A 25,489-nucleotide genomic window follows, 5' to 3' on the forward strand; every position below is an offset into this window, starting at 1 on the left:
AAGCCCCCCTTATCAAAACAATAAACGATCGACTCAATATGCCTTTTACCTTTAAACAATTTCATATTAATGATTCTCTTTGCGGAATGCGAGTCAGTACAGATAGTGTATTACTCGGTGCATGGGCACCACTGAGAAAAGCGCATAGGATATTAGATATCGGTGCAGGCAGTGGAATACTAAGCTTAATGGCAGCTCAACGTAGCAAAGCACAGATAACAGCAATAGAACTCGATAAAAATGCCATTGAAGATTGTGAATATAATTTTAAAGCCTCTCCTTGGGCTGACAGACTAAGGATTCATCATATTTCAATTCAATGCTTTGCTGACAAGCAAGCCTCTTTTGATCATATTATTTGTAACCCCCCTTATTTTACCCAAGGGCCTCAATCTAAATCGAGTGCACGCAGCACTGCTAGACACACTGACACACTCCAGTTTAGCGAATTGCTTTCTTCTATAAAAAAATGCTTAAGCCAACAGGGTTGTGCCAGCCTTATTTTACCTTCTGAGAGCTTGCCCGATTTTCTTTCTAAAATAATCCATTTTCAATTACAGCTAACTCATATTGTCGATGTCTGCAGTGTAGAAGGTAAAGCACCCAATCGACACCTTATTAATCTAGAGCATGCAAACTTACAAAATCAGCCATTTCCCTTCTCCCGTACTCATCTCAATATCCGTACCAAAGAGGGAGAATATACCGAAAAAATGCGAACACTCACTCAAGGTTTTTACTTAAAATTATAGAGACTATTGATCTATGCTGATAATTTTTTGCAGTTACTTGTTAAGTCTTTTGACAAAGTAAAGCTTATCTGGAGCCGTCAGCTTGGATCCTAGCGTCGCTCCACTTTTCTCATTTGATATTTAATCTGAACTCGAAATAAGCAGCACCGCTTAATAGCGGTATTTAGCCAAATTAAACAATAAATAATAACGGGGCTAATTTTAACCTATTGACTTTAAATGGATTGCCAATACTCTTTGACACTCATTATCCCGAGTTTAGGCTATTTAGGTCTTGATTGCTCCAGACAACAATAGCCATTTCCTACATCCATAATCAGTCAAATGAACAACTGCCCTGCTCACATGGATCATAGGATAAACAACTCTTGTAAAGTAAATGCTACTCAATGAATAAAACACATTGAGTAGAAAGATAATCTAGCCACTAAAGTTCAACAACCTTTATGTGACAACCTACCCATTGGCCCTATTTACCCACTAAAGTATTTTCACAATAAGATTTAAGTTAGACACGTTAGCCTATATAATGTGCCGCTGAAATATATTGGGACGCCACACATGCTATTTGAAGATCTTGATCTTGACCCTTGTTTATTAGACTCACTTAAAGCTATGGGTCACAATAAACCGACTACAATACAACAAAAAACAATACCTATGGGTTTAGAACAGCGTGATATTTTAGCCCGCGCTCCCACAGGTACAGGTAAAACAGCCAGCTTTTTGTTACCCGCAATACAACATTTAATCGACTTTCCAAGGCGATTTGGTGGTCAAGCCAGAGTATTGATCCTGACGCCTACCCGTGAACTGGCCAGTCAAATTCATCGTTATGCCTCCCATTTATCCACTGACTTAGATCTCGATATTGGCATCATAACGGGTGGCGTTCCTTATGGGCCTCAAGAAGAAGCATTAAAAAACAATATTGACTTATTGGTAGCAACGCCCGGTCGCTTGATGGAATACTTAGATAAAGGCCATTTTAACGCTGAAGAAGTCGAAGTGTTCGTTATTGATGAAGCCGATAGAATGCTGGATATGGGCTTTTCTGCTGTAGTAGAAACGTTAGCGATTGAATCTGTTGGTCGTAAACAAACCATGTTGTTTTCTGCCACATTAGAGGGCAGTGACGTCAATCGTTTTTCTATGCAATTGTTAACCGATCCTATCAAAATTGAAGCCGAATCGCCTCGCAGTGAAAAAGCCAAAATTCATCAATGGATCCATATTGCAGATGATAAACAACATAAGTTTGCCATGTTGTGCCACTTATTACGCCAAGAAGATGTCACTCGAGCGATTGTTTTTCTCAAAACTCGAGAAGCTGTAGCTAGTCTTGAAGGCCAACTGCAACGTGAAGGTATTAACTGTAGCTTTATGCGCGGTGATATGGAGCAAAAGCAACGTTTTCAAGCACTAGGGCGCTTCACTAAAGGAGAAGTAAATGTATTGCTGGCAACCGATGTCGCCGCCCGTGGGATTGACGTTGATGATATTTCTCATGTTATCAATTTCGACATGCCTCGTTCAGCCGATACTTATGTACATCGCATTGGTCGCACTGGACGTGCAGGCGCTAAAGGAACGGCTATTTCTTTAGTCGAAGCCCATGATATTCGCGTTGTCGGTAAAATTGAACGTTACATTGAACAGCCTTTGAAGCGTCGCTTTATCAAAGAACTCAGACCTAAAAATAAAGAAGCTAAACCTCCTGGGAAGAAAAAAGTCAAAACGACAGAGAAAAACTTTAGTAAAAAAAATAAAAAAAAGAAAAAGAAATAATATTAATTGTGATCACTCAAGCTAGGATCCTACTTGAGATACTCAGTAACCATTGTTCGTCACAAAAGTATTAATAATCTTACACTGTAAGTAAAATAAGCGCCCTCTTTACTTGCAGTGCAAAAAACAAACAAACATGTTCATTTTAAACATTACTATCATAATTATATAGTTACCTAAATAGGCTACTTCATTTCATCATTAAAGTAGCCATTTTTTACTTTGTATGATTTTGATACACTTAAATTTCAAAAATCATTTTATCCCGTCGACATACTCTGTTAATTTATAGAGCAATAATAAGAATCTTTAATTCGTAAAGGCGACATTAATGTTAAATATTTTCTTCAGGAGGCTTGCCCCTCTCATTATCCTCATTATTTTTATTTTTGCTGCTGTCTTATTAAATAAAACAAAAACCCCTCCCGAGGAAAAAAACACCACAACTCCTGTTCCTATTGTCAATGTGATTAAAGTTCAGCCAGAAACAATGCCGTTAAGCTTATCTTCATATGGCGTTGTCAACCCTAAGTATAAAACCCAATTAGTCACCGAAGTTGCTGGGCGGATCATTAGTGTTTCTAATCATTTTGTTTCCGGTGGTATTGTGAAAAAAGGCGATGCGCTAGCCCGTATCGAACCCTCAGATTATGAAGCTGATCTGATGCAAGCTCAAGCATCCCTTGCTCAGGCAATGGCAGCATTAGATGAAGAAAAAGCCAGAGGAGAAGTCGCAAAAAATGATTGGAAAGGTTATGACAGTAAAGTTGCCCCCGAGCTTGGATTAAGGATCCCCCACCTTAAAAAAGAACAAGCAAATGTCAAATATGCCAAAGCCTCACTGGCACGCGCTGAACGTAATCTAGAACGGACCATTATTCGTGCGCCATTTGATGGCATCATTAAAACGAGAAGCATTGATTTAGGCCAATATGTCTCTCTAGGAACCAATATTGGTGAACTTTATGATACTGATGTCGCAGAAATAAGATTGCCCATTACGGATAATGAACTGGCTTACTTAACGTCAATAGAACGCCCCAACACAGAAGTCGAACTAAAAACACAGCTAGCGGGACAAATACACACTTGGAAAGGAAAAATCATTCGCAGCGAAGGAGTCATTAATCCCGATAATAGAATGATTTATTTGGTTGCTGAAATTAATGATCCTTATTTAAGACAGAGACCTAATGCCCATGCGACTAAACTAAAATATGGCAGTTTTGTTACTGCTAAAATAACAGGGCGCACGGTTAAAAATGTGGTCAAATTACCCCGAAACCTTATCCACAATAATCAAATCATTGTCATTAATAAAAATAACGAAGTTGAAATACGTGATATCAATATTGTGCGTTCTGATGTTAACTTCGTGTATATAAAAGACAGTTTGCAAGCAGGTGATAAAGTCTCCACCACTCGAATATACAACGCAGAAAATGGACAAACCGTTAAAATTCTTAACGATAATGATCAATCTCAGCAAAAAAACCCTCCACAAGAAACGCCATCAAAAGAATTAGCCAAGGTGGTTAACTAATGAACACAGAAAAAGGCATTATGGCTTGGTTCGCTCGTAACCATGTGGCAGCAAATTTGCTTATGTTTGCACTCATTATTGGTGGGTTATTCAGTGCATTATTGATTAATAAAGAAGTTTTCCCCAGTTCAGAGCTCAATACCATTAGAGTATCAGTGGCCTACCCAGGTGCAGCCCCTCAAGAAATAGAAGAAGGAATAAATATTAAGATCGAAGAATCCATTCAAGATCTTAATGGCATCAAGAAAGTCACCTCAATTGCCAGTGAAGGCGAAGGTACGGTAACGATTGAGGTTGAAGATAATTATGATCCTCAAGATGTACTGGATGAAGCAAAACTGCGTATCGATGCAATATCCACTTTTCCTGCAAATACTGAAAAGCCTCAGATTTATAGAATTAAGCCAGAAAATAATGTGATTTGGCTATCTGTATATGGCGATTTAAGTCAACAACAAATGAAAGAAATGGCTAAATCAATCAGGGATGAGCTAGCCGCACTTCCCGCCATTACTCGCGCACAAGTCGGTGGAGTTCGAGATTATGAAATAAGCATAGAATTATCAGAAGATAAATTAAGAGAATATGGCCTCACATTTGAGCAAGTTGCACAAGCCGTACAAAATTCATCCATTGATTTACCCGGTGGTGCTATTCGTGCCACCGGCGGTGACATTTTATTAAGAACGAAGGGCCAAGCTTATAATGAAGAAGAGTTTTCTCAAATTGTCGTAAGTACACTACCAGACGGTAGTCGAATTATGTTACCTCAAGTTGCGACAATTAAAGACGGATTTGAAGAGCGGATCGGTTACACCCGTTTTAATGGGCAACCCGCAGCCATTATTGAAATTTTAAGTATCGATGATCAAAATGCCCTTGAAATTTCAAAGCAAGTTAAAGAGTATGTGGCTGAAAAAAGGCTCCAATTACCCACTGGCGCCAAACTGGATACTTGGGGTGATTTAACCCATTACCTCCAAGGTCGCTTGAACATGATGTACTCTAATATTTTTTATGGTGCGCTGTTAGTCTTTATTATTTTGGCACTCTTTTTAGACTTAACCCTCGCATTTTGGGTCATGATGGGGCTGCCTATTAGTTTTCTTGGCGCACTTTTTATCATGCCACTAGAACCTTTTTCCTTATCTATTAATATGTTAACATTATTTGCTTTTATTTTAGTGCTCGGTATTGTCGTCGACGACGCTATTGTCATCGGAGAGAGTGCATACAGTGAAGTAGAAGAAAAGGGCCAGTCACTGGATAATGTCATTAGAGGCGCCAAAAAAGTCGCCATGCCAGCAACCTTTGGCGTATTAACCACCATAGCGGCATTTGTGCCAATGCTATTAGTTTCAGGGCCTCAAGCCATTATTTGGCAATCCATTGGCATGGTCGTTATTTTATGTTTAATCTTTTCTCTCATTGAGTCGAAACTGATCTTACCCGCTCATTTGGCGCATATGAAAGCGAAAAAACCCAACCTAAATCCCGGTAAGCTTAAACAATTAAAAACAAAACTAAATGAAAAATTACATTATTTTATTCACCATCAATATCGCGACTTCTTAACCCGCTGCATTAAGCATAGGTACAACACTATTGCTATTTTTGTGGGGGGGTTAATCTTATCCATTGCACTGGTGACAAGTGGTAAAGTCCGCTGGGTCTTTTTTCCGGATATTCCCTCTGACTTTATTCAAGTCAATTTGGATATGGATACTGGAAGCTCTGAAGAAAATACCCTCAATGCCGTACAAGCACTTGAAAATAGTTTATATGCCATTAATGCCGATTTCGAAAAGGAAACGGGGGCTCAAGTTGTTAAACATTCTTTTGTTAGCCTTAACTCTAGAACATCGGCATTTATTTTTGCTGAACTCACCAAAGCTGAAGACAGGAAAGTAACAGGCAATGATATTGCAGCTAAATGGCGTGAGGCCTTACCTGAATTAGTATCAGTCAAAAAGCTCACCATTAATGCAACGACGAACAGTAGTGGCGGTGATATTTCTTTTCGCCTAACATCCAGTGATTTGGATGAACTTTCTCAAGCTGCAAATGAGCTAAAAGCAAAACTTAACAGTTTTCAAGGCGTCTATGATATTACCGATAATTTCTCCTCTGGCAGTCAAGAAATTCTCTTACAAATACGTCCAGAGGCCGAAGCCCTAGGATTAACCTTAGCCGATCTAGCTCGTCAAGTTCGATATGGTTTCTACGGTTATGAAGCCCAACGGATTTTACGTAATAAAGAAGAAGTTAAAGTCATGGTACGCTATCCTTTAGAGCAACGACGCACTATAGGTCATTTAGAAAACATGCTTATTCGCACAGCTAATGGAGATGCGATTCCTTTTTCAGCTGCGGCTAATATTGAGCTGGGGGACTCTTTTTCTTCCATTACACGAGTCGATGGACGCCGTGCCATCACAATTACAGCAAATGCAGATAAAACCAAAGTAGAGCCTTCAAAAGTCGTTTCACAAATCCAAAAAGATTTTTTCCCTGACTTAATCCGTAAATATCCTCATATATCAACGGCTCTTGATGGTGGCAGTGCAGAAGAAGAGGACGCGCTCATTGGCCTCATACAAGGGTTCTTTTTTGCACTTTTTACCATTTATGCGCTCATGGCTATACCACTCAAATCTTATAGTCATCCATTAATTGTCATGTCAGTGATCCCTTTCGGCTTTATTGGGGCGTTATTTGGCCATTTCATTATGGGCATTAATTTAAGTGTTTTAAGCTTATGTGGTATTGTGGCGCTCACCGGTGTGGTCGTGAATGACTCTCTTATCTTAGTTGATTTTGTCAACCGAGCACGCGCTGAAGGCTACCCCATTCTAAAGGCCGCTATTGATTCAAGTTGTCATCGTTTTCGCGCTATTTTACTCACATCTCTGACAACATTTGTTGGCTTAGTACCGATTTTAGCAGAAAAAAGTTTGCAAGCTAAAATTGTGATCCCTATGGCAACATCCTTAGCCTTTGGTATTTTATTCGCCACTTTTGTCACCTTAATTCTAGTTCCCATATTGTATATTGTGCTCAATGACATAAAAGTCACCTCAAAGAAAATATTCCATTGGTGGTGGCAGCCTCAACACAGTAATAGAACGTAATCTTTACTGGGAGTTGCATTTAAACATTAGTTCCCCATACGACAAAATAAACGCTAAACAGCGTTTATTTTGTATATTTTCAATTACCTTTATTTACTTTTAATGACATTATATTTAACGAGATATCAGAAAATGAAATGTTAACATTTCAATAGCAACCTAAATTAAAAAACTCATCATAAAATCTATTAGATTAATTTTGATTTTTACCGAATAAAAAACAGCTTACTGGGTATCTGCAACAGTTTCGTGCTAACATAACTTGTAAAATAATCATCATTTAAATTAGGTTAATGCTAAAGCGAAATTTCCCCGTCCTTATCCATGCTCAAGGCCTACATTGGACTCATCAACGCTTACTAGGATTGGCCAGCCAATTATGCATGTTGGCTGTCGCAGTCATTATTGTCACCAGTATTATCATTACATTGGGTGAACGACGCTTACAAGAAGATTGGGCAACACAACGGTATGCAGAGCTACAAGCCGTGGGTGGATTAATGGCAGATAGTATTTCCTTTCAACAATTTAGAACACAAATGTTGGCACAATCCGAGGTGTTAGATGAATACTTAGTTGCGCCTTCTGCCAACAAGCAAGCCTATTTAAAACAGAAATGGCAAGTGATGGTTAACAATGTTCCCGCTTTACTCGGAGTGGCGCTATATAACACCAAAGGCCAATTTGTCTTTGCCACTACAGATGAGTTTGGTCAAGAACCATTACCCCCTTCGTTATTGGGTAATGCAAAAAATATAGGCAAAGATGAAATCTACACTTCTCCACTTGAATTCACCCCCATAGAAGGTGTATTAGAACCCTATTTATATCAATTAGCTTGGTTAACAAAAGATGAACATGAAATACAAGGTTATTTAGTCACTTATAATTCCGTTTCTAAAATGGTCAATAGCATTAAGCCTGCCTTTTCTAGTCAAAAAGCCCCATTAATGATGATAGATACCCAAGGATTACTCTATTCTGGGGCCAATAAACAGCCAGAGATTAGCCGCTTCCCACGAGCATTGGGCGATAGTTTAAAACAAAGCTATCCCGCTTTATGGCGTAAAATGGCCATGAGTAATTTTGGTCAATTTCATGGTGAAGATGCAACTTTTGTGTATTTAAAGATTGAGTTAGTCACTCAATATGAAACACGCCGAGAATATTTTTTACTCTCTTATGTTCGAAACAGTGACATTGCAGCCAAATTTCATCAATGGCGAAATATTTTAATTATTGCCGCTGTATTACTCACCTTGTTAGGTGCATTAGCCATAATACTGACTCATTTATACCATTTAGTGTTACGTTCAAGACAATTTAGCCTAGAATTATCAAATCAATTATTTCATGCTGATATCGGTTGTATGATAGTCAACGATAATGGGCGTGTCGTCACCGCTAATGAAATCACCGCTGAGTTACTCAGACAACCTATGGATGATTTAGCAGACAGAAGTTTACAACGTATTTTGCAGTTAGAAGATGATCACTACGCTCAGATGATCGAATCACTCACACAACATGAGTCCTGGGAAGGTGAAATAAAAATCGACCCCGACGGAAAACAAATCCTTGTGGTTAAAATTCACCTCAAACCCAATGCCGATAAATTGTATCGCTATATGATCGTGACTTTTGAAGATATTAGTGAACTTAAGCAATACCAACAAGATGTTTATCTTAACCAGCTCATCACCGAAAACTCGGTGCCAACAGTGCTGTCTAATGCAAATGGTACCATCATTAGAGCCAATAGTGCTTTTGATAATATGGTGAATATTACCGATCATAACGATCAGAATTTAACCCAGTTATTAGAAAAAGATTTAGGTAAAAACTGGTCTCAAATTACCCAACAAATTTTTACACAAGGCAGCTGGATAGGGACGATTGATGGCAAAGAAAATGAGCAACTAGAAGCCAGTACTCAAGCGACTTTAAAAGGTTATTTAGATGAGTCTGGAGATATAGAATATATTGTCAGTACCTTTGAACGGTCACTGTCACAAAATAACTACTTGCAAGAAGGTGATCTTATTCCTCACCGCAGTACTATTTTGGTCAGTCTGCGCGATCTTGATGATTATTTTCACAATATGAGCCCACTTAATAAAGAGTTTTCAAGTTTACTTCTATTAGATATTACTGCCGAAAGTATGTTAAGTCATATCAGTGATATAGCCCAAATAGAAAATAGACAACGAGAAGTTGAATCCCAACTCTTTAGGGATCTGCCTCACCGGTATCAAATAGCCAAATGGCAATTAGGCAAACTCATCATCATTTTACCTAATACCGATGCAGATCAAGCTCACTACTTTGCTTTAGAGTCTCTCAATAAATTACAAGCAAATGGTTTAGGTGATGGTATATGCATTGGTATCGCATCATATCAAGAAGATCAAACCTTAGAACAGTTCTTAAGTAATGCAGAAATTGCGCTTAAACGCGCTAAACAAACCGGTGAACATAATATTTGCCAAGCCTTTACACGACATGATCCTTTAAGTATTTCTCCTCCGAAGAAAGACCGTTAGCAGCATTAAGCTCATTAAGGTGAGTGAACTTACTCGGTAATTCACTCTCACTGATCTCTACGATACTAGAACGGTTCATGGTAATTTTGTACCTTGCATATCTCATGTCTTGCTTATTCATTCTAGACACTACAACCACATTAATTTGATAACGCCTTTCTACTGATGTATGACTTATTTTCCCCTCAGATTCAGAGTAAATCTTCGCTTTCCCTCTTTCTAAATAACGGGCAAAAGGCGCTAAGCTAAAGTTAATTTGTTCTTGAATAGTCGAGTAACCCGCTAGAAAATCTTTACTGGCAACTTTAGTGTAAACCCCGTAATGTAATATTTCAGAGTCAACCTTATTTTGTTTATTTCGCTGTTTTAAAATATCGGATACTGGTGGAGGTAAATCACTTTTTCTAATAAAATCAAGCCAAACGAGTTGTTTAGCTACAAGTAGCTTACTCGTTGTATCCAATAAAGTTCGGCTCCATCTTGGGCGGCCCCTTCGAATCCATTTCCAAAGTACATTACGTATGTCTTCTTTAAAAATTTCTCTAAATCCATAAATGACTGCGAGAGAAAGCACTAAACTGGTGGTTAATCCACTAAACACACCTTGGGCTTTAATGATTAAACTTGAGACTACAAGCATGACAAGCCCAGTTGCCACCCCAGTTGTCATTTTTTTCAGCCCCACCCCCAGTAGTTTTTTTTCTTCTTTAAGTACCACACCTTGCTGTATTAACCGTCTAAGCAATAACATTTTATTCGCGATACGGTTAGGATCTTTCATCGTTTGAGCTGAATTATATCGCCGCTCCTTACGGTACTCGTGTTCTTTACGACAAAATTGAACAATCGCGTCTACACTTTCACTGTATTCACTATCTCTTGGAGAATGTGCTAAAGATTTAAGTAATTCCTGTTCACAAAGCCAAGATAAATAATTATCCGCATTTTCAAAATAAGATTTCCATTTCGGATCGCTTGGCTCATTACGTCTAAAGCGTTTTAATAGCTGAAACACTTGATTAGATAATTCATTCAACGCGGGGTAAAACTCACTCGCCTCTTCGATTTGTCTGAGCTCTTTACAATCTGTTTCAGTCGCCACGGCAAATTGATAAGCAAATAAATTCAGGTATAAACGAAACTCTTCAATAGTCCGTTTTTTCTGACTAATGAAACGACTTTGAACCAAAGGGAGATGGATCCCAGGCGAGTGATAGGAGCGCCTACCTGTGATCCCAGAATGGTAATACTCTTCTTCATCAATACTCTTAGTACTAATTCCCATTTCTTTGGGAAATAAAAAATACAAACCCAAATGCCTATTTTCACCGACTTCTAATTGATGAATAAACTTAATTGATAATGAATCTTCTTGCTTTACACTTATTTTAGACACAAGCACCTTTTTATTTGACTAAAAAACAACAGGCTTAACACACTGACTTTTAAACTATAATATCAGTATAGTCTAATTAATCTTGTAAAAGATATTTAAAAACACTGTTTGGTCATTTTCATAAAAAAAATAAATCAATAGAGAAAAAAGATACATTTTAATATCAATTTAATAAATTTTAATAACAAATAATTGCGTTTAATTTATTTTTATTTTCTTCTTATAGGACCACACGCTTGCCAACACACTACCTGATAATACATGCCAAACACTAAAAATGGCTCCGGGCAATGCCGTCATGGCATTAAAGAATTTCATTGATAACGCAACAGCTAGCCCTGAGTTTTGCATACCGACTTCAATAGCAATGGTGCGACATATGGCTTCTTCATAGCCTAATAATCTCGCTCCCCAATAACCACTCAATAATCCCAATCCATTGTGAAGCACCACAGCCACCATCACCACATAGCCCATAGACTCAATATTATTGGCATTAAGCGCCACCACAATTGCAATAATAAACGCGATTGATAACATGGACATCAAGGGTAACCATCGATTGATACTGCTTATCATACGAGACAGAAAAGTATTAATGATTAATCCAATAAACACAGGTAATAAAACAATTTTTATCATGCTCAGCAGCATACTCACTAAAGGTACATTCACCACTTTTCCAACCAGAAGCTCAACTAAAAAAGGGGTTAAAATAACACTTAATATTGTTGATGTCGCTGTCATCGTAATTGATAATGCCACATTACCTTTCGCTAAAAAACAAATCACATTTGACGCCGTACCACCTGCTACACTGCCCAACAATACCATTCCCACTAATAAATCAGCATTCAGTTCTAATGCGTTCCCAATAAGAAAAGCAAACAAAGGCATTAAGATAAATTGTAACAATACCCCCAACCCAATAACCCGTTTTGTTTTCAATACCAAAGAAAAATCATGAGGCGTTAACGTGAGCCCCATACATAACATGATCACTGCTAGTAATGGCGAAATACTGCCATTAAAATCGGTGAAAAACGCAGGATTTTCAAAAGCGGCTCCTACGACTAACAATACCCAAAAAGGAAACGCACGAGTGACTAGCGATAACATACATCGTCCTCAAAAATCTAAGATGAACAGATAAAATACCGCTCACTTCAACATAAATACATTCAAAATACAAAAAACCACTTAGCCTCATTTATGCGGTAACACTTTTGTTACTATGTAAAGTAAATTAGACTCCATTTCAGGTTCAAGCATTCAATCAAGATTGCCGCATAATTAGGACCTGTTGATCTTTTGTGAGCATTGCTGCAGCAGTTTGTCGTTTATTTATACAAGGCAGAGCTTATGCGGTGTCGTTATTCTCGGCTTTGATTCCAAATGTCGCTCTACCTTCTCCATCCTTTGAGTCGTCGGCTTTGATTCCAAATGTCGCTCTACCTTCTCCATCCTTGGAGTTGTCGGCTTGGGTTCAAATGTCACTCTACCTCCCCCCATCCATGGGGTCGTCGGCTTGGGTTCCAAACGTCGCTCTACCTCCCCCATCCATAGGGTCGTCCATCAATAAGCGAAAACGCCATAGTAAAGGAGCGCCACTTAATAGCGCAATTTTTCCCCCAAATTCAGCTTATGTAAAGTCAAAAATAGTTAACTTAGGCATCTGGACGTCTAGACGTTTATTATGATAACCTAATCCTTCGCTATAAAATTGATTTCAAGAGCAACATGAGCCATACCCATGTGGAGATAAAATGATAGAGCTTAGACATCTACGCACCCTAATTGCCTTAAAAGAAACAGGTAGTTTAGCCGGCGCTGCTGCAAAACGTTTTGTGACTCAATCAGCCTTATCTCATCAAATAAAAGAACTTGAAACCAGAATAAACTCTGCTATTTTTGTTCGTAAAAGCAAACCATTAGCTTTTACACCTGAAGGAATAAAACTGCTTAAACTTGCTGAAGATATCCTTCCAAAAGTCATGGAAACAGAAAATGAATTAAAACAGGGGTTAAATGATGAAAACCCTTTATTACGTGTCGGTATAGAATGTCACAGTTGTTTTCGGTGGTTAATGCCCGTCATGACCCAATTTAGACAAATGCACTCCCATGCAACTTTAGATTTATCAAGTCGCTACCTATTTGATTCTCTTGATGCACTGGGATCCGGTTCTCTCGATGTAGTACTCACATCCGATCCAGTACCTGATCAGTCTATTCATTACAAACACTTGTTTGACTTTGAAGTCAAACTGGTCGTTGCCACCGATCATCCTTTAGCTCAAGAAACTTATGTGACTCCCGAACAGTTAACGGGTTATCCTATTTTAAGCTACCCAGTTCCCATTGAAAGGATGGATATTTATCGCCATTTTTTAGAACCTGCAGGCATTACACCGGGACCTCAGATCCATTGCGATCTTACCTTGATGTTACTGCAACGCATTGCTTGTAAAGATGGTATCGCAGCATTACCCTCTTGGTCTATAAAAGAGGCTCACGGACTCAGTTTAACCAGTATATCCCTTGGAGAAAAGGGGTTAACCAGATCATTATTTGGAGCTTATCGTCCTAATAATACCAAAGGGCTGCTATCGCAAAACTGGCTTGAACTCGTCTCACAAGAAGGAATGAAAAAGTAATAAACTCGGGTAAAAAATAATTGGCCTCAAAAGTCCTCTTTGAGGCCAACATCAGTATTTCATAACAATTATATTTTAGGGTTTAACAATAAATTTCTTTTTTCCAAAATAGCTTGCAATATCATACCTGCCGAATGACTTTCTCTAGCTTGTTGTAAATTATGAGCAATCATAAACTCATCCCGCAGATCATCATCTAACCCTAGTTGTGCAAAAGCCTGCAAAGTTAAAGTTTGCTGGTGATTATCAATAAGTGATTTTAATACCCCTAAAGGATAAGGCTGGCTTGCAGTATCATTTAAATAAGCAAAAGCACTCAATACAATGATTTCACCAAACACACTGAACAAAGCTAACGTTTGCACCTCATCGGGATTGATCCCTTTACTTTTAATTCCTTGTAAACTGTCAAGAGCCTCGCTCGCCACCTCTTCGGTCAAGGTCCAATATCCCTGCACTAACTTTTTATAGGGTTCAGCCAATTCATCCAAACGTTCCTTTAAATAAAAACTAAACGCATAACGATAAATATTGATCTGACCTAAACGGACTAATGCATCTTTTAATGAACGATTCCGATGAGTCCCCATTCCAACACAATCTGCACAGTGACTTCGCCATAATAAGTGTGCAGATAAAGCGGGATCCGATGAAACAATATCAATCACATTACGCACATCACTTTGGGCAATAATAGCTTTTTTCAAAGGGATCAAGATCCCTCTTCGCCCAATTACTTGCTCTTCATTGCCAATAATCGCATGTACTTGAGTAAATACCTGCTGCTCAAGATCTGTCATCTGAAGTTTTAAACCTTCTTATTTTTAATATTATTTAACAACGACATTATTTTTACAAACAAATGAAACAATGCCTAATCTTATCTAGCTTAACAAGTTTCGGCTATTTTAGGGGCTAAAAATAGAATTTAAATTAAAATTTACAATCAAAACTCATTATTTTTAAGTATAAAATTCAATTATTAGTACGCTATTTAAATTTGCCACTTTAAAAGCTGACCCCTTCAGCATTCCGCTATTAATTTAACATAAGTAACAGAAATGGGTGCAAAGTAACCGCTAACAGCCTAAAGCGACCATTTTTCCATTTTGATGAATACACTCTCTACTTCAATGGTAACGAATATCATTAGTTTAAAGAATAACCACATTAAATTGTTATATATTAATACTTTAGTTTAACAAATGTTTTTAATTTAAATTTCTATGTTAACCTCCGCCGCCTCAAATAACACATGAACATTTTCAGTACATAAAATGACCACAAAAAAACTTACTATTGCCACATTAATGTTAACGACAGCGCATATTGCAACCGCAAACGCAAACACCGAAGGTTTTTATCTTGGCGGTGAATTTGGTAATACCAACTTAAAAATTGCTGATTTATCTATTGATGACCGTGAGAAAAGTTATGGCCTATACACTGGCTATCAATTTAACCACTGGTTCGCATTAGAAGGAAAAATATCAAAAGCAGGTGATTACCACCTATCTGAAGATCTCATCTTTGTATCGATAGATGAACATAATCATTCCAGCTATTCTACCGCCCATGCTCAATGGGAAATATCCACTACAACGTATAGCTTCGCCCCAAAATTTACCTTACAGCTGAATGATGTCTTATCTGTATATAGTAAGCTAGGCCTCAATTATACGAAAGTGTCAGGCGACGGGAATATCACCACATTAGATGACAAATATTTCGTAAAATATTATTTTGATAATACAAAAGGCTGGGGTTACACCTTCGCAGTTGGATTTAATGCATCGCTTAATAAACACTTAGCGCTTCGCTTAGGCTACGATTATGCTGAAACCGATTTAAAAAATAACTATGGCACGAAACTAAAGACAAAACTGTCTCAATTTAGCGTAGGGTTAAATTATACTTTTTAAGGCCCATGCTTAAGCGAGTACTTTTCTGATATGTCCTAAATATGACCACACTATTTAGGACAAAATCAACAACTCTACCTTCCCATTTCATCCACATATCTAAGCTCAAGACTTTAGTCTACAACTTATTATATTTCAGTGACCTAAATGATCCCCCCCCCAATCAATCTTACTAGATAGAATATTTTTCCAAACATAATGAAAAAAATTACTATTGCGACAATTATACTCGCCACTACACATATCACTACAGCCAAGGCTAACACCGACGGTTTTTACCTTGGCGGCACACTAGGCACAACTCACTTAGATATATCCTCTTATAGCGGTACAGAAAACAGCTATGGTTTAATCAGTGGTTATCAATTTAATCATCATTTAGCACTAGAGGCGCAAGCATTTAAAACCGGAAATTATCATATTAATCCTGAACAAAACGCAATTAAAGAAACCCAGTATCAAGGCCGTCTCAACGCTCAAGGAATATCACTTGCACCTAAATTTATTTGGCCATTTCATGACACATTCTCAGTCTATGCTAAAGCCGGTGTCAGCTACACTGAAATCAATTTTGATGTTTATTCGACGAATACCAATGAAAATCCATTAAATGATATTGATGGTTGGGGGTACCAATTTGGTTTAGGTATTGATGCTGAAATGCTACCTAACTGGACCATTCACTTAGGTTATGATTTTATCTCTGGAAATCTAAACGAAAACAATGCAGGTCAAAATGTTGATAAAACCACTGTTAAACTCACTCAGTTTAATTTTGGCCTACATTATAACTTTTAAATCATGCACTTAATGTAACTCCGCCCTTTACTCCACAATGAAAGGGCGGTGCTTATTTATCGCAGCTAATTTATGACAACCGACTAAAAACTATAGCCAATTGATACCATGAACTGCCTTTCGCTACCAGAATAATAATACCCTGTTCCATAGCTATAATAGCCTGCACTAACATATTTTTGATTAAACAAATTATCGACTCGAATACTGGCTAACCAATCGTTAAGCGTATAATTAAGCGCCAAATTAGTTAATATATAGCTGTCTAATTTGGGGCCCTCATTGGTATTATCACCATCTAAAAATTGACGACCATGATATACCGCCTCGAAAAAGGTTTGTAAATCATCGGTCACATCCACGCTGGTAAACACTCTCGCCGTGTGTTTCGCTACCCAAGGCAAGGCTTTTCCTTTATTCTCTCCATTGGTAAATTCAGCATCAATATAATTATAATCAAGGCCAACTTGCCAAGAAGCCAATACTTGCCAGTCCCAATCTACACTCGCGCCGTAACGCCTTGACGAATCAGCATTGACATTGGCACCAGTAAAACTGCCTCCACTGGGCGTATCCGCGGAAGAATCAAATACAATTTCATCCTCTAAGTCAAGTCGATAAAGGTTCACCCTTAAGGTTTGATGGGCACTCACCCAATCCCACCCCGCTTCATAAGACTCACCAGTTTGCGGCTTTAAACCATATACTCCAGGTGAGGTATATGCCTGCTCATCCACTTTAGCAAATCGATAATTGGTCTCGGCCCGTACATATAAACGATGGCTATTTGATGGACGATAATTCACGCCGAGCTCAAAGGCTGTAGCATCATTATCTAAATCAACACCATCAGGGTAAACAGCGTAATCGGTTAACTCATCTTCCACATAAGCATACCGCCCTCCAGTCACTAAACTCATTGCTTGAGTGAGTGGAACAGTCACTTGGCTGTATACACTTGCCATATTCTGTTTGTCTTCACGATTGATATAACTACCGGTGAATTTTGCGTCACCTCGATTATAATCAATCCCCGAAATAAGATTGATGTCCCCTTTCCTCGTCGGAAAACTCGCTGTAACTTTAGGTTGTAATTCTAATAAAGACCGTTCATTCCGTGTGATCGTCGTACCATAAATAGAGGTCGAGCTGTAATCAATTAACGAATCGGTATAAGTTGCATCAGCTGATAACGCCCAAATACTATTGAGTTGATGACGATAACCGCTGCGACTAGCATTGGTCATTTCATGCTGGCGTCCTGTTGAACTGCCAGCTTGACGGGGATCAGTTTGATATTGCTCAGCGGTTAACGCGCCAGGTAAATCTTGTTCATTATCGTAATAGCTAGTCTCGACAAAAAAATCATCCACATTAGTTTGATATTGCAAGCGGCCTAAAATCGACCCCGTATTATTACTATTATGTTTTCGGTAACCATCACTGTTATTTTGACTGCCTGCTAAGTAAACACTCCATTCGTCATTAATGTTAGCTGACACATTGCCGCGACCTTCAACCGTATCATAGCTCCCTCCCAGTAATTGCACATTGCCACCGGTATCTTCAGGGGCACGCGTAATGATATTAATCACCCCACCCACCGCCTGATCGCCGTAAAGCACCCCTGCACTACCGGATAAAATCTCAACTCTTTCAACTAAATTAAGCGGAATGGCTCCCACACTGGGCGCGGCAATATCGATATTATTTAGCCTGCGACCATCCATCAAAATCAGCGTATTATTAGCCGCTTGGCTGCCACTAAAACCGCGCATAGCAAATACGGGACCGCTGTTACTGTCACTAATTTGAATACCACTTTGGCCACGCAGTACATCCGTTAATGTTGTCGCTCCGCTAAGTGCAATCTCAGTGCTGTCAATGATATTAACATTTGCGGCTATATTCAGCGGTGTGTTTTTTTCTCGGCCAATAACAGTGATAACATCATCAATATTCGTATCGTTTGGATAGCTTACATTCTGCTTATCCGACTGCTTTTGTTGTTGACTTTCTTCTGTTTTTTGCGCGGACAAAACCGCCGCTGAAAACAAGAGTGAAGAGAGTACTGATGAGACAAGTGACAACTTAAACACAGATGAATGATTTTTTTGAATAATTTGTATACCCATTTACCTTTATTCTCCCAAAGGATAAACGGAGCAAATTGTCACGTTAAATGAGTAATACATGCCTTAATACAAAGTCTTAGCTTACGCATTCATCGCATCTTGAGATCTGCCCTCCGAAATCATCAAGATCATTTGTAAGGCCGGTCTCCGGACTTAAGTCTATAAGCAGTACATAAGATATACCACGTCATAAACTATTACCGTTGCGGGGGCAGTGTCTGATTTTCACAAACTTCCCGATTATCCAAATGCACCTAATAAAAAGTGGCATTTAGCACCTTAAAAACTGACTGTTATTACCTCACATTGATTGGTTTTTTATTATTAAATCAACATTCGATATTAACGAAAAATAAAAAAGGAAGCCCTGCTTCCTAATGAAACCATGTTAAAAAACCACGATTATCAACATTATAAAGCATAGACTAACGCCTAACAATCAATCGAGGGCATTTGCCTGTTAAACGAAATACCACCATGAAATATCTTGCCCTCTCACTTGCATATTCCTTTCACTTGCGTATATAAATGCTAACTATCAAGTCTGTAATAAAACCCACTTCTATGAAAACACTTTTGATTTTAGGCAGCAGTAATATTGATCATGTTATGCGAGTTGAGCAACTTCCCAGAGCTGGAGAAACCTGTTTGACTCAAAACTATCAAGTGCAATTTGGCGGCAAAGGCGCAAACCAAGCCGTCGCTTGCGCACGATTATCAAAACCCACAACACCTGTGCATTTTATTAGCGCACTAGGTACCGACCCTATGGCTAAAACCATGTGCAGCGCATGGGAAAAAGAGGGTCTTATCCTTGATTCCCTCAGCTTTATTGACAATGAACGTACTGGCAGTGCAATGATTTTTGTCGATAAGCAAGGTGAAAATTGCATTGCCGTCAATGCCGGTGCCAATGCAGCTCTATTACCCGATATGCTACTCAAACACAAAGCCCTATTCTCTCAAGTTAACTACCTGCTATTACAATTAGAAACTCCCATAGAGACTATCGAACAAGCGTTATTATTGAGTAAACAACATCAGTGCCACACCATACTCAATCCCGCCCCAGCAAGGCCACTCGATACAGCATTACTTAAGTTAGTCGACATTATTACGCCTAATGAAACAGAGGCGTTTGAATTAACAGGTATTAATGTCACAGACACATCAAGCGCACAGCAAGCAGCCAATAAATTGCACCTTGCTGGGGTTCATTGCGTTATCATCACACTGGGAAGCCAAGGGGCTTATGTCAGTGAAAAAGGCGATGGGCAACTCATTAAGACTTCTCCCACAGTTGCAATAGACACCGTCGCCGCGGGCGATACTTTTAATGGTGCATTAATGGTAGGCCTATCTGAAAACATGCCATTACATCAGGCCATTCGATTTGCTAATCAAGCCGCAGGCATAACGGTTACCCGCCACGGCGCTCAAGCGGCGATCCCCAAACGAAACGAACTGACATAAACCTTAAATCTAAGGCAATAATAAGACAATGCATATGAGACACTGAATTTCACAAAAAGTGCACCATTGACCATACTGTTCATTATCCACATGGCGCTACAAAATTTATAGTAGAGACATATGATTTCATTTATCTTTCACTACATTGCTAATAATCCGTTTGTGTTTTTATTTCTCGCCATCAGCTTAGGGTACCCCTTAGGCAAAATTAGCATTAAGGGCGTAAACTTAGGCTCTACCGCTGGAACATTACTGGTTAGCGTCCTCATTGCGCTCGGTGCGTTTACATTTTACGGACTCACTATCGATGCCCCAGGACTGGTATCTGATATTTTTTTGATGATGTTCATGTACGCCATCGGCATGAAAGTTGGACCACAGTTTTTTTCAGGGCTCGCTCGCGGTGGCATGGACTTTGTTGTCATCGGCTTAATTGTTGTCTTCAGTAATTTTATCATTGTCTTTTTAGGCGCTAAACTCTTTAACCTTGCACCAGGCTATGCGGCGGGCATTATTTCAGGTAGCTACACAGTCACGGCGGTGATGGGCGTCGCGCAATCCTCCATCACTTCAGGCGCATTCAAAGCGCCTGATGGCATGACACTTAATCAAGTGAGTGCCAACATTGCCGCGGGTTATGCCATTAGTTATATATTATCGAGCATTTTTATCATTCTTTTAATCAAGTATTTACCCGCATTATTTGGGCGCGATCCCATTAAAGCAGGCATAGAAGCTGAGCGTCATTTTGGCGCAGGAAAAGACAATGAAGCTCTGCCTAGCACGCTAGGCTTTTCAAACCTTGGCGTATTACCTCTCGATGTGCGAGCCTATCGCGTTGAGCATCAAGAATTAGTCGGGCAAACACCTGAAAGCCTCTATCAACTTTATCCTCAGGCCACAGTATTGCGAGTCGTACGACATAATAACGTGCTAAAAGCAGCCGACAATCCTAAATTGAAACTGGGTGATATCATAGGTGTTCGCGGCCAATATCATCAGCTTATCGAAGGAGGCGAAAGCCATATCGGCACTGAGGTTGATGAACCCAACGCACGTAATATTGACATTGAAGTCGCCGATCTTCACTTAGGGCAATCCCCCTATATCGGTTATTCCATAGCACAGCTCAGTCAAGACATTGGCTTTGGCTTATACCTTAAAGCCCTCTTTAGACAAGGCCATCAGCTGCCTATTTTGCCTCAAACCCAAATAGAAATGGGCGATGTGATTCGCGTTGCCGGATCCGATTGGTGCGTTACACAAGCGGCGAATAAACTTAACTGCACGCCCATTGTTGAAAGCACCATCACTGAGACTTTTTATTTAGCCCTCTCGTTATTAATTGGTTATATCTGTGGCCATCTCAGTGTCAATATTTCAGGGATCCCTTTCGCGCTGGGCACCTCAGCAGGTTGCATGCTAACAGGGATTATTTTTTCTTTTTTGCGTACCCGCAATCCCGCTTTTGGCGGCCCAATGAGTGAAGGTGCCCGCAGCTTTTTACAAGATATCGGTTTAAGCCTATTTGTTGCCGTGTTGGCCACCAGCGTTGGGCCTAAGATATTGGACTCGTTTCAAGGAACCGTTGTCATCAAAATTGCTATTTTAGGGCTAATGGGCGCACTGGTGCCGCCTCTTCTGGCTTGGTTATATGGTTTTTATATTCGAAAAATGAACCCCGCTATTTTAGCCGGTGCCTGTGCAGGGGCGCGTAATAGCACGCCAGCAATGAAAGGCGCCCAAGACATTTGCCAAAGTGATATTCCCGCTATCGGTTACCCCGTCCCTTACGCTCTCACCTCGATGATAGTCCTCATATTAGGTTACTTAAGTATGGTGCTGTACTAATCAACCTAAAAACGTAATAGTCGATTAATAAAGCCTCTACCACTCGCTTCAGATAAAACCCAATAAAAAAGGTGAGCAATCAGCTCACCTTTTTATGTCGAAAAGAATATCTATTTCAGTAAAAAGCATATTAACCAATCACGTTTTTAATAGCTGTTTCATATCCAATAAAATATCCGACAGTAAACTTACCGCACCATGGTGTAACTCATTTTCCCCCGTCGCTAGTAATAATAAATTGGCTGTCGAGGTGGCTTGATTGAGCTTAGATAAGACTTTCTCGTTTTCTTCTTGGCTGAGATCCAGCGTCAGCGCATTGACATCACGTTCGCTTGCCCACTCAGGCTTCACATCATCACGGCCCAGCATAAACTCCTCATTCGATGAGTCCTGCACTAAATGGTGTCGACTGATAAAACCAAACAACTTACACAGCTTGCCCTTACTTGGCTCAGCTTCGCCGGTTTGCCACTGTCCAATCTCAGATTCCTTTACGCCCATTATTTTCGCCAACTCAGAGGCACTCAAATCAAAGCGCTTGGCAATACTTTCCAGTTCCTTCACAGTCTAACTCCCTTTATCTTATACTTTTGATTGATCCCAGCCTTAACAGCAAAATAACTGATCATCACCAATATTGATATCTCAGCAATACAAAGCGGTAAACGCATATAACGGTATGACTCATAAAAAAACGATGGTTTATCATCAATAAAAAAATCACCAATCAAACCATAATAAATCAGCTCTTCTATTCCAGTGATGAGATTTACCAATACGAATAACCCATATACAATCAGTAATAAATATTCCTGCCCAAAACGCTTATAATACACATTGAGCTTGAGTATATTGGCTATTGGGCCGCGATACCAAATCAACGTCATCACTAATAGGTCATAGCCAATATAAGTAAAATAAAACACCCAACTGGGCACTTGGGTTAATAGATACGTATTCAGCCATAACATATCAATTAATTTTATTGATGCAGGAATGATCAAAAAATAAGCCCAATTAGGAAACCGCCGACACATGATAATACTCATGGGTAACGCCAATCCTAAGCCCGTATTCTCTAACCAAGAAAGTTCTCTAAAAAAAACAGAAATAATCACTGTTAGTGCCAATACACTACCAACAAAAAAAGCCCCTAACCATAACAACGATTTCTGTTTTGCAAAATAAATCACACCTGAGCCAATACAGCCAAGCCCTAATAATGCAACTAACCACACATCCATTTTCAGTCCTTAACTAGCTACCAGAAAAGCACTGAACTTACGTACAGGTTGATCTCCACCTCCTCCCCACATCGGTGTTGGCGGTACCCAACTGTCACTCAGCAAAACAGTCTGTTGAAAGTCAGGTCGATAATCAGATTGACCCCTTTTCATCTGCACGGGCGTCTGCAATCTCATCAATAAATCGGCGGAGGTTAATACTTGTGTCACAGAAATGACGGATACGATTTCAGTTTGTTGCTGTAAGGCTTGAAACACATCAGCATCAAGGCTCTCTATATTTTGAGGCATGTCCATTATCATTATTATTGTCCTTGTTAGATCCTTGCCAACATCACATTGAGTCTACGGCTCCATGTATGGCATTGAGTTATGAATGAAGGCGCATTTAGATTATCACAGCGCTCAAAGCTAACGCATTTTTATCACAAAACCATCAAATAATTAACTAAAATCGCACTTTTTAAAAATAACATCAATACTGAAACGTAAAAGAGCCGACAATCTTGTCGGCTCTTTTTTACATTCTATGAATATAAAGCAAAAATACGCTTAATCAAAAATGACCATTAACACTTCAATTTTCAATCATATTAACGACGTTATGCTGCCTGATTTTCATTAACCGCTTCTGACTCTATCTTTTCATCAATATCATCTTGACTGCGAATAAGGTGATCAAATGCGCCCAGTGATGCGGTCGCGCCGCTGCCCATGGCAATGATAATTTGCTTGTATGCTGAATTAGTGACATCACCTGCAGCAAACACACCCGGTATAGAAGTTTGCCCCTTTTCATCGACAATAATCTCACCTCTTGAGGTTAAATCAATAGTATCTGTTAACCACTCACTGTTTGGCACTAAACCAATTTGTACAAAAATGCCGTCAAGTGCAATATGATGCGATTCATTGGTTGCTCTGTCGGTATAATTCAGTCCATTCACTCGCTTGCCATCGCCGGTGACTTCTGTGGTCATGGCTTGGGTAATTATGTCAATATTGCCCATAGAACGCGCTTTTCTCTGTAACACCTCATCGGCTCTTAAGCTTGCGTCAAATTCCAGCACAGTGACATGCTTCACAATATTGGCTAAATCAATCGCCGCTTCGATACCCGAATTACCACCACCAATTACCGCCACACGCTTTCCTTTAAACAACGGGCCGTCACAATGGGGACAATACGCCACCCCTTTGCCGCGATATTCTTGCTCACCAGGGACATTCATTTCACGCCAGCGGGCTCCCGTTGCTAATAATAACGTACGGCTTTTAAGCACTGCACCACTTTCCAAAGCTAACTCAAATAACTGTTCTGAGTTTTTATTAGACTGAAGTGATAATGCCCGCTGGTTATCCATAATATCCACATCGTAGTCATTCACGTGGGCTTCAAGGTTTGCCACCAATTTTGGCCCTTCGGTGGCCTTCACTGAAATAAAGTTTTCAATCCCCACCGTTTCAGCCACTTGACCACCAAATTTATCGGCCACAATCCCCGTTCTTAGGCCTTTACGCGCCGCATAAATGGCTGCCGATGCACCTGCAGGTCCGCCTCCAACGACAAGCACTTCAAAGGGGTCTTTTTCATTTAACGTTTCTGCTTGCCTGCTTTGGGCATTCACATCAATTTTATTTAAAATATCCACCACAGTGATCCGGCCAACAGAGAAGGGCTCACCATTTAAAAACACTGACGGCACCGCCATCACATTACGTTCATCGACTTCTTCTTGAAACAAGGCACCATCAATCATTACATGATGAATATTAGGATTTATTGCCGCCATCATATTTAATGCTTGTACCACCTCAGGACAAGTTTGACAACTGAGTGACACATAGGTTTCAAAGCGATACTCGCCTGATAATGCACTAATTTGCTCAATCAATTCAGGTGCTAACTTAATAGGGTGTCCACCCGTATGCAATAACGCCAGCACTAAAGAAGTGAACTCATGTCCCATAGGGATACCTGCAAAAGTAATACTGCTTTGCGCTTCAGCAGATTGAGATGGAGCCGTCACCTTCATTGAAGGCGTCCGATCTCCGACTTGTGTGGTTAATGTCACTAAATCAGATAGCTGAGTAATATCCTGAGCTAAACCCGCTAATTCTTTTGCTTTAGCCGTATCATCTGCCGATACGACAAGTTCAACTGGACGTTTCAAATTCTGTAAATAGGTTTTCAGTTGAGTTTTTACATTCGCATCTAACATAATGACTCCTAGAATAACAATAAATGGCTCACGG

18 protein-coding genes and 1 riboswitch are annotated in these 25,489 nt (G+C 39.5%); of the genes, 10 read left to right on the forward strand and 8 right to left on the reverse strand.

What is annotated here, in order from left to right; translation table 11 throughout:
* Window positions 1-38 precede the first annotated feature (38 nt).
* From Q0976_RS07355 to Q0976_RS07375, 5 genes are all read left to right on the forward strand, one after another.
* The gene (locus Q0976_RS07355) at window positions 39-752 is read left to right on the forward strand and encodes a methyltransferase (RefSeq protein WP_299492551.1); all 714 of its coding nucleotides are present in this window, start codon (window positions 39-41) and stop codon (window positions 750-752) included.
* 561 nt (window positions 753-1,313) lie between these two features.
* Complete coding sequence (gene srmB, locus Q0976_RS07360) at window positions 1,314-2,540, forward strand: ATP-dependent RNA helicase SrmB (protein ID WP_299492553.1); 1,227 nt, start codon at window positions 1,314-1,316, stop codon at window positions 2,538-2,540.
* A gap of 331 nt (window positions 2,541-2,871) precedes the next feature.
* The gene (locus Q0976_RS07365) at window positions 2,872-4,083 is read left to right on the forward strand and encodes an efflux RND transporter periplasmic adaptor subunit (RefSeq protein WP_299492555.1); all 1,212 of its coding nucleotides are present in this window, start codon (window positions 2,872-2,874) and stop codon (window positions 4,081-4,083) included.
* Window positions 4,083-7,214, forward strand: a complete 3,132-nt coding sequence (locus Q0976_RS07370) for an efflux RND transporter permease subunit (protein ID WP_299492557.1) — start codon at window positions 4,083-4,085, stop codon at window positions 7,212-7,214. Before Q0976_RS07365 ends, Q0976_RS07370 begins: the two co-directional genes overlap by 1 nt.
* Before the next feature lie 293 nt (window positions 7,215-7,507).
* Entirely contained in the window at window positions 7,508-9,757 is a 2,250-nt protein-coding gene (locus tag Q0976_RS07375; protein ID WP_299492559.1) for a PAS domain-containing protein, read from the forward strand.
* Here the strand turns inward: Q0976_RS07375 and Q0976_RS07380 are convergent.
* Window positions 9,708-11,153: a hypothetical protein gene (locus tag Q0976_RS07380; RefSeq protein ID WP_299492561.1), complete on the reverse strand. Its 1,446-nt coding sequence runs from the start codon at window positions 11,151-11,153 to the stop codon at window positions 9,708-9,710. The genes Q0976_RS07375 and Q0976_RS07380 overlap by 50 nt on opposite strands.
* 198 nt (window positions 11,154-11,351) lie before the next feature.
* Window positions 11,352-12,272 carry a bile acid:sodium symporter family protein gene (locus Q0976_RS07385; protein ID WP_299492563.1) on the reverse strand — a complete coding sequence of 307 codons (921 nt, stop codon included), beginning with the start codon at window positions 12,270-12,272 and terminating at the stop codon, window positions 11,352-11,354.
* Between the two features lie 647 nt (window positions 12,273-12,919).
* Here Q0976_RS07385 and Q0976_RS07390 point away from each other — a divergent pair.
* A complete protein-coding gene (locus Q0976_RS07390) occupies window positions 12,920-13,810 on the forward strand; it encodes a LysR substrate-binding domain-containing protein (RefSeq protein ID WP_299492565.1) in 891 nt (296 codons plus the stop codon).
* A gap of 68 nt (window positions 13,811-13,878) precedes the next feature.
* On the opposite strand, the gene Q0976_RS07395 is transcribed toward Q0976_RS07390, so the two are convergent.
* Complete coding sequence (locus Q0976_RS07395) at window positions 13,879-14,610, reverse strand: HDOD domain-containing protein (RefSeq protein ID WP_299492567.1); 732 nt, start codon at window positions 14,608-14,610, stop codon at window positions 13,879-13,881.
* Window positions 14,611-15,087: 477 nt separating this feature from the next.
* Here Q0976_RS07395 and Q0976_RS07400 point away from each other — a divergent pair, with 477 nt between their 5' ends.
* Both Q0976_RS07400 and Q0976_RS07405 read left to right on the forward strand, forming a co-directional pair.
* Window positions 15,088-15,732, forward strand: coding sequence for a porin family protein (locus Q0976_RS07400; RefSeq protein WP_299492569.1), 645 nt, complete (start codon window positions 15,088-15,090; stop codon window positions 15,730-15,732).
* Between the two features lie 198 nt (window positions 15,733-15,930).
* Window positions 15,931-16,530, forward strand: a complete 600-nt coding sequence (locus Q0976_RS07405) for an outer membrane beta-barrel protein (protein ID WP_299492571.1) — start codon at window positions 15,931-15,933, stop codon at window positions 16,528-16,530.
* An 83-nt stretch (window positions 16,531-16,613) separates the two neighbouring features.
* Here Q0976_RS07405 and Q0976_RS07410 read toward each other — a convergent pair whose 3' ends face one another.
* Window positions 16,614-18,665 carry a TonB-dependent receptor gene (locus tag Q0976_RS07410; protein ID WP_299492573.1) on the reverse strand — a complete coding sequence of 684 codons (2,052 nt, stop codon included), beginning with the start codon at window positions 18,663-18,665 and terminating at the stop codon, window positions 16,614-16,616.
* 120 nt (window positions 18,666-18,785) lie between these two features.
* A riboswitch (cobalamin riboswitch) is annotated at window positions 18,786-18,962 on the reverse strand.
* A gap of 267 nt (window positions 18,963-19,229) precedes the next feature.
* Between Q0976_RS07410 and rbsK the strand changes: the two genes are divergently transcribed.
* Both rbsK and Q0976_RS07420 read left to right on the forward strand, forming a co-directional pair.
* Window positions 19,230-20,138 carry a ribokinase gene (rbsK, locus tag Q0976_RS07415; RefSeq protein WP_299492575.1) on the forward strand — a complete coding sequence of 303 codons (909 nt, stop codon included), beginning with the start codon at window positions 19,230-19,232 and terminating at the stop codon, window positions 20,136-20,138.
* Between the two features lie 120 nt (window positions 20,139-20,258).
* Window positions 20,259-21,989: a transporter gene (locus Q0976_RS07420; protein WP_299492577.1), complete on the forward strand. Its 1,731-nt coding sequence runs from the start codon at window positions 20,259-20,261 to the stop codon at window positions 21,987-21,989.
* Window positions 21,990-22,127: 138 nt separating this feature from the next.
* On the opposite strand, the gene Q0976_RS07425 is transcribed toward Q0976_RS07420, so the two are convergent.
* The 4 genes from Q0976_RS07425 to ahpF form a co-directional block, all read right to left on the reverse strand.
* Window positions 22,128-22,553, reverse strand: a complete 426-nt coding sequence (locus Q0976_RS07425; protein ID WP_299492579.1) for a helix-turn-helix transcriptional regulator — start codon at window positions 22,551-22,553, stop codon at window positions 22,128-22,130.
* Window positions 22,550-23,233 (reverse strand): hypothetical protein, encoded by a 684-nt coding sequence (locus Q0976_RS07430; protein ID WP_299492580.1) that lies wholly within the window; start codon window positions 23,231-23,233, stop codon window positions 22,550-22,552. Before Q0976_RS07430 ends, Q0976_RS07425 begins: the two co-directional genes overlap by 4 nt.
* A gap of 9 nt (window positions 23,234-23,242) precedes the next feature.
* Entirely contained in the window at window positions 23,243-23,536 is a 294-nt protein-coding gene (locus Q0976_RS07435; RefSeq protein WP_299492583.1) for a hypothetical protein, read from the reverse strand.
* 299 nt (window positions 23,537-23,835) lie between these two features.
* Window positions 23,836-25,455, reverse strand: a complete 1,620-nt coding sequence (ahpF, locus tag Q0976_RS07440) for an alkyl hydroperoxide reductase subunit F (protein ID WP_299492585.1) — start codon at window positions 25,453-25,455, stop codon at window positions 23,836-23,838.
* Window positions 25,456-25,489 lie beyond the last annotated feature (34 nt).

The sequence above is a fragment of the uncultured Shewanella sp. genome (assembly GCF_947501665.1).
In the GTDB taxonomy this organism is placed as follows: domain Bacteria; phylum Pseudomonadota; class Gammaproteobacteria; order Enterobacterales; family Shewanellaceae; genus Shewanella.

What these genes read in the sequence shown, in the direction of transcription:
- Q0976_RS07355 (WP_299492551.1), top strand. Translation starts at nt 39, where the DNA reads ATGCCTTTTACCTTTAAACAATTTCATATTAATGATTCTCTTTGCGGA.
- srmB (WP_299492553.1), top strand. Translation starts at nt 1,314, where the DNA reads ATGCTATTTGAAGATCTTGATCTTGACCCTTGTTTATTAGACTCACTT.
- Q0976_RS07365 (WP_299492555.1), top strand. Translation starts at nt 2,872, where the DNA reads ATGTTAAATATTTTCTTCAGGAGGCTTGCCCCTCTCATTATCCTCATT.
- Q0976_RS07370 (WP_299492557.1), top strand. Translation starts at nt 4,083, where the DNA reads ATGAACACAGAAAAAGGCATTATGGCTTGGTTCGCTCGTAACCATGTG.
- Q0976_RS07375 (WP_299492559.1), top strand. Translation starts at nt 7,508, where the DNA reads ATGCTAAAGCGAAATTTCCCCGTCCTTATCCATGCTCAAGGCCTACAT.
- Q0976_RS07385 (WP_299492563.1), bottom strand. Translation starts at nt 12,272, where the DNA reads ATGTTATCGCTAGTCACTCGTGCGTTTCCTTTTTGGGTATTGTTAGTC.
- Q0976_RS07390 (WP_299492565.1), top strand. Translation starts at nt 12,920, where the DNA reads ATGATAGAGCTTAGACATCTACGCACCCTAATTGCCTTAAAAGAAACA.
- Q0976_RS07395 (WP_299492567.1), bottom strand. Translation starts at nt 14,610, where the DNA reads ATGACAGATCTTGAGCAGCAGGTATTTACTCAAGTACATGCGATTATT.
- Q0976_RS07400 (WP_299492569.1), top strand. Translation starts at nt 15,088, where the DNA reads ATGACCACAAAAAAACTTACTATTGCCACATTAATGTTAACGACAGCG.
- Q0976_RS07405 (WP_299492571.1), top strand. Translation starts at nt 15,931, where the DNA reads ATGAAAAAAATTACTATTGCGACAATTATACTCGCCACTACACATATC.
- Q0976_RS07410 (WP_299492573.1), bottom strand. Translation starts at nt 18,665, where the DNA reads ATGGGTATACAAATTATTCAAAAAAATCATTCATCTGTGTTTAAGTTG.
- rbsK (WP_299492575.1), top strand. Translation starts at nt 19,230, where the DNA reads ATGAAAACACTTTTGATTTTAGGCAGCAGTAATATTGATCATGTTATG.
- Q0976_RS07420 (WP_299492577.1), top strand. Translation starts at nt 20,259, where the DNA reads ATGATTTCATTTATCTTTCACTACATTGCTAATAATCCGTTTGTGTTT.
- Q0976_RS07430 (WP_299492580.1), bottom strand. Translation starts at nt 23,233, where the DNA reads ATGGATGTGTGGTTAGTTGCATTATTAGGGCTTGGCTGTATTGGCTCA.
- Q0976_RS07435 (WP_299492583.1), bottom strand. Translation starts at nt 23,536, where the DNA reads ATGATAATGGACATGCCTCAAAATATAGAGAGCCTTGATGCTGATGTG.
- ahpF (WP_299492585.1), bottom strand. Translation starts at nt 25,455, where the DNA reads ATGTTAGATGCGAATGTAAAAACTCAACTGAAAACCTATTTACAGAAT.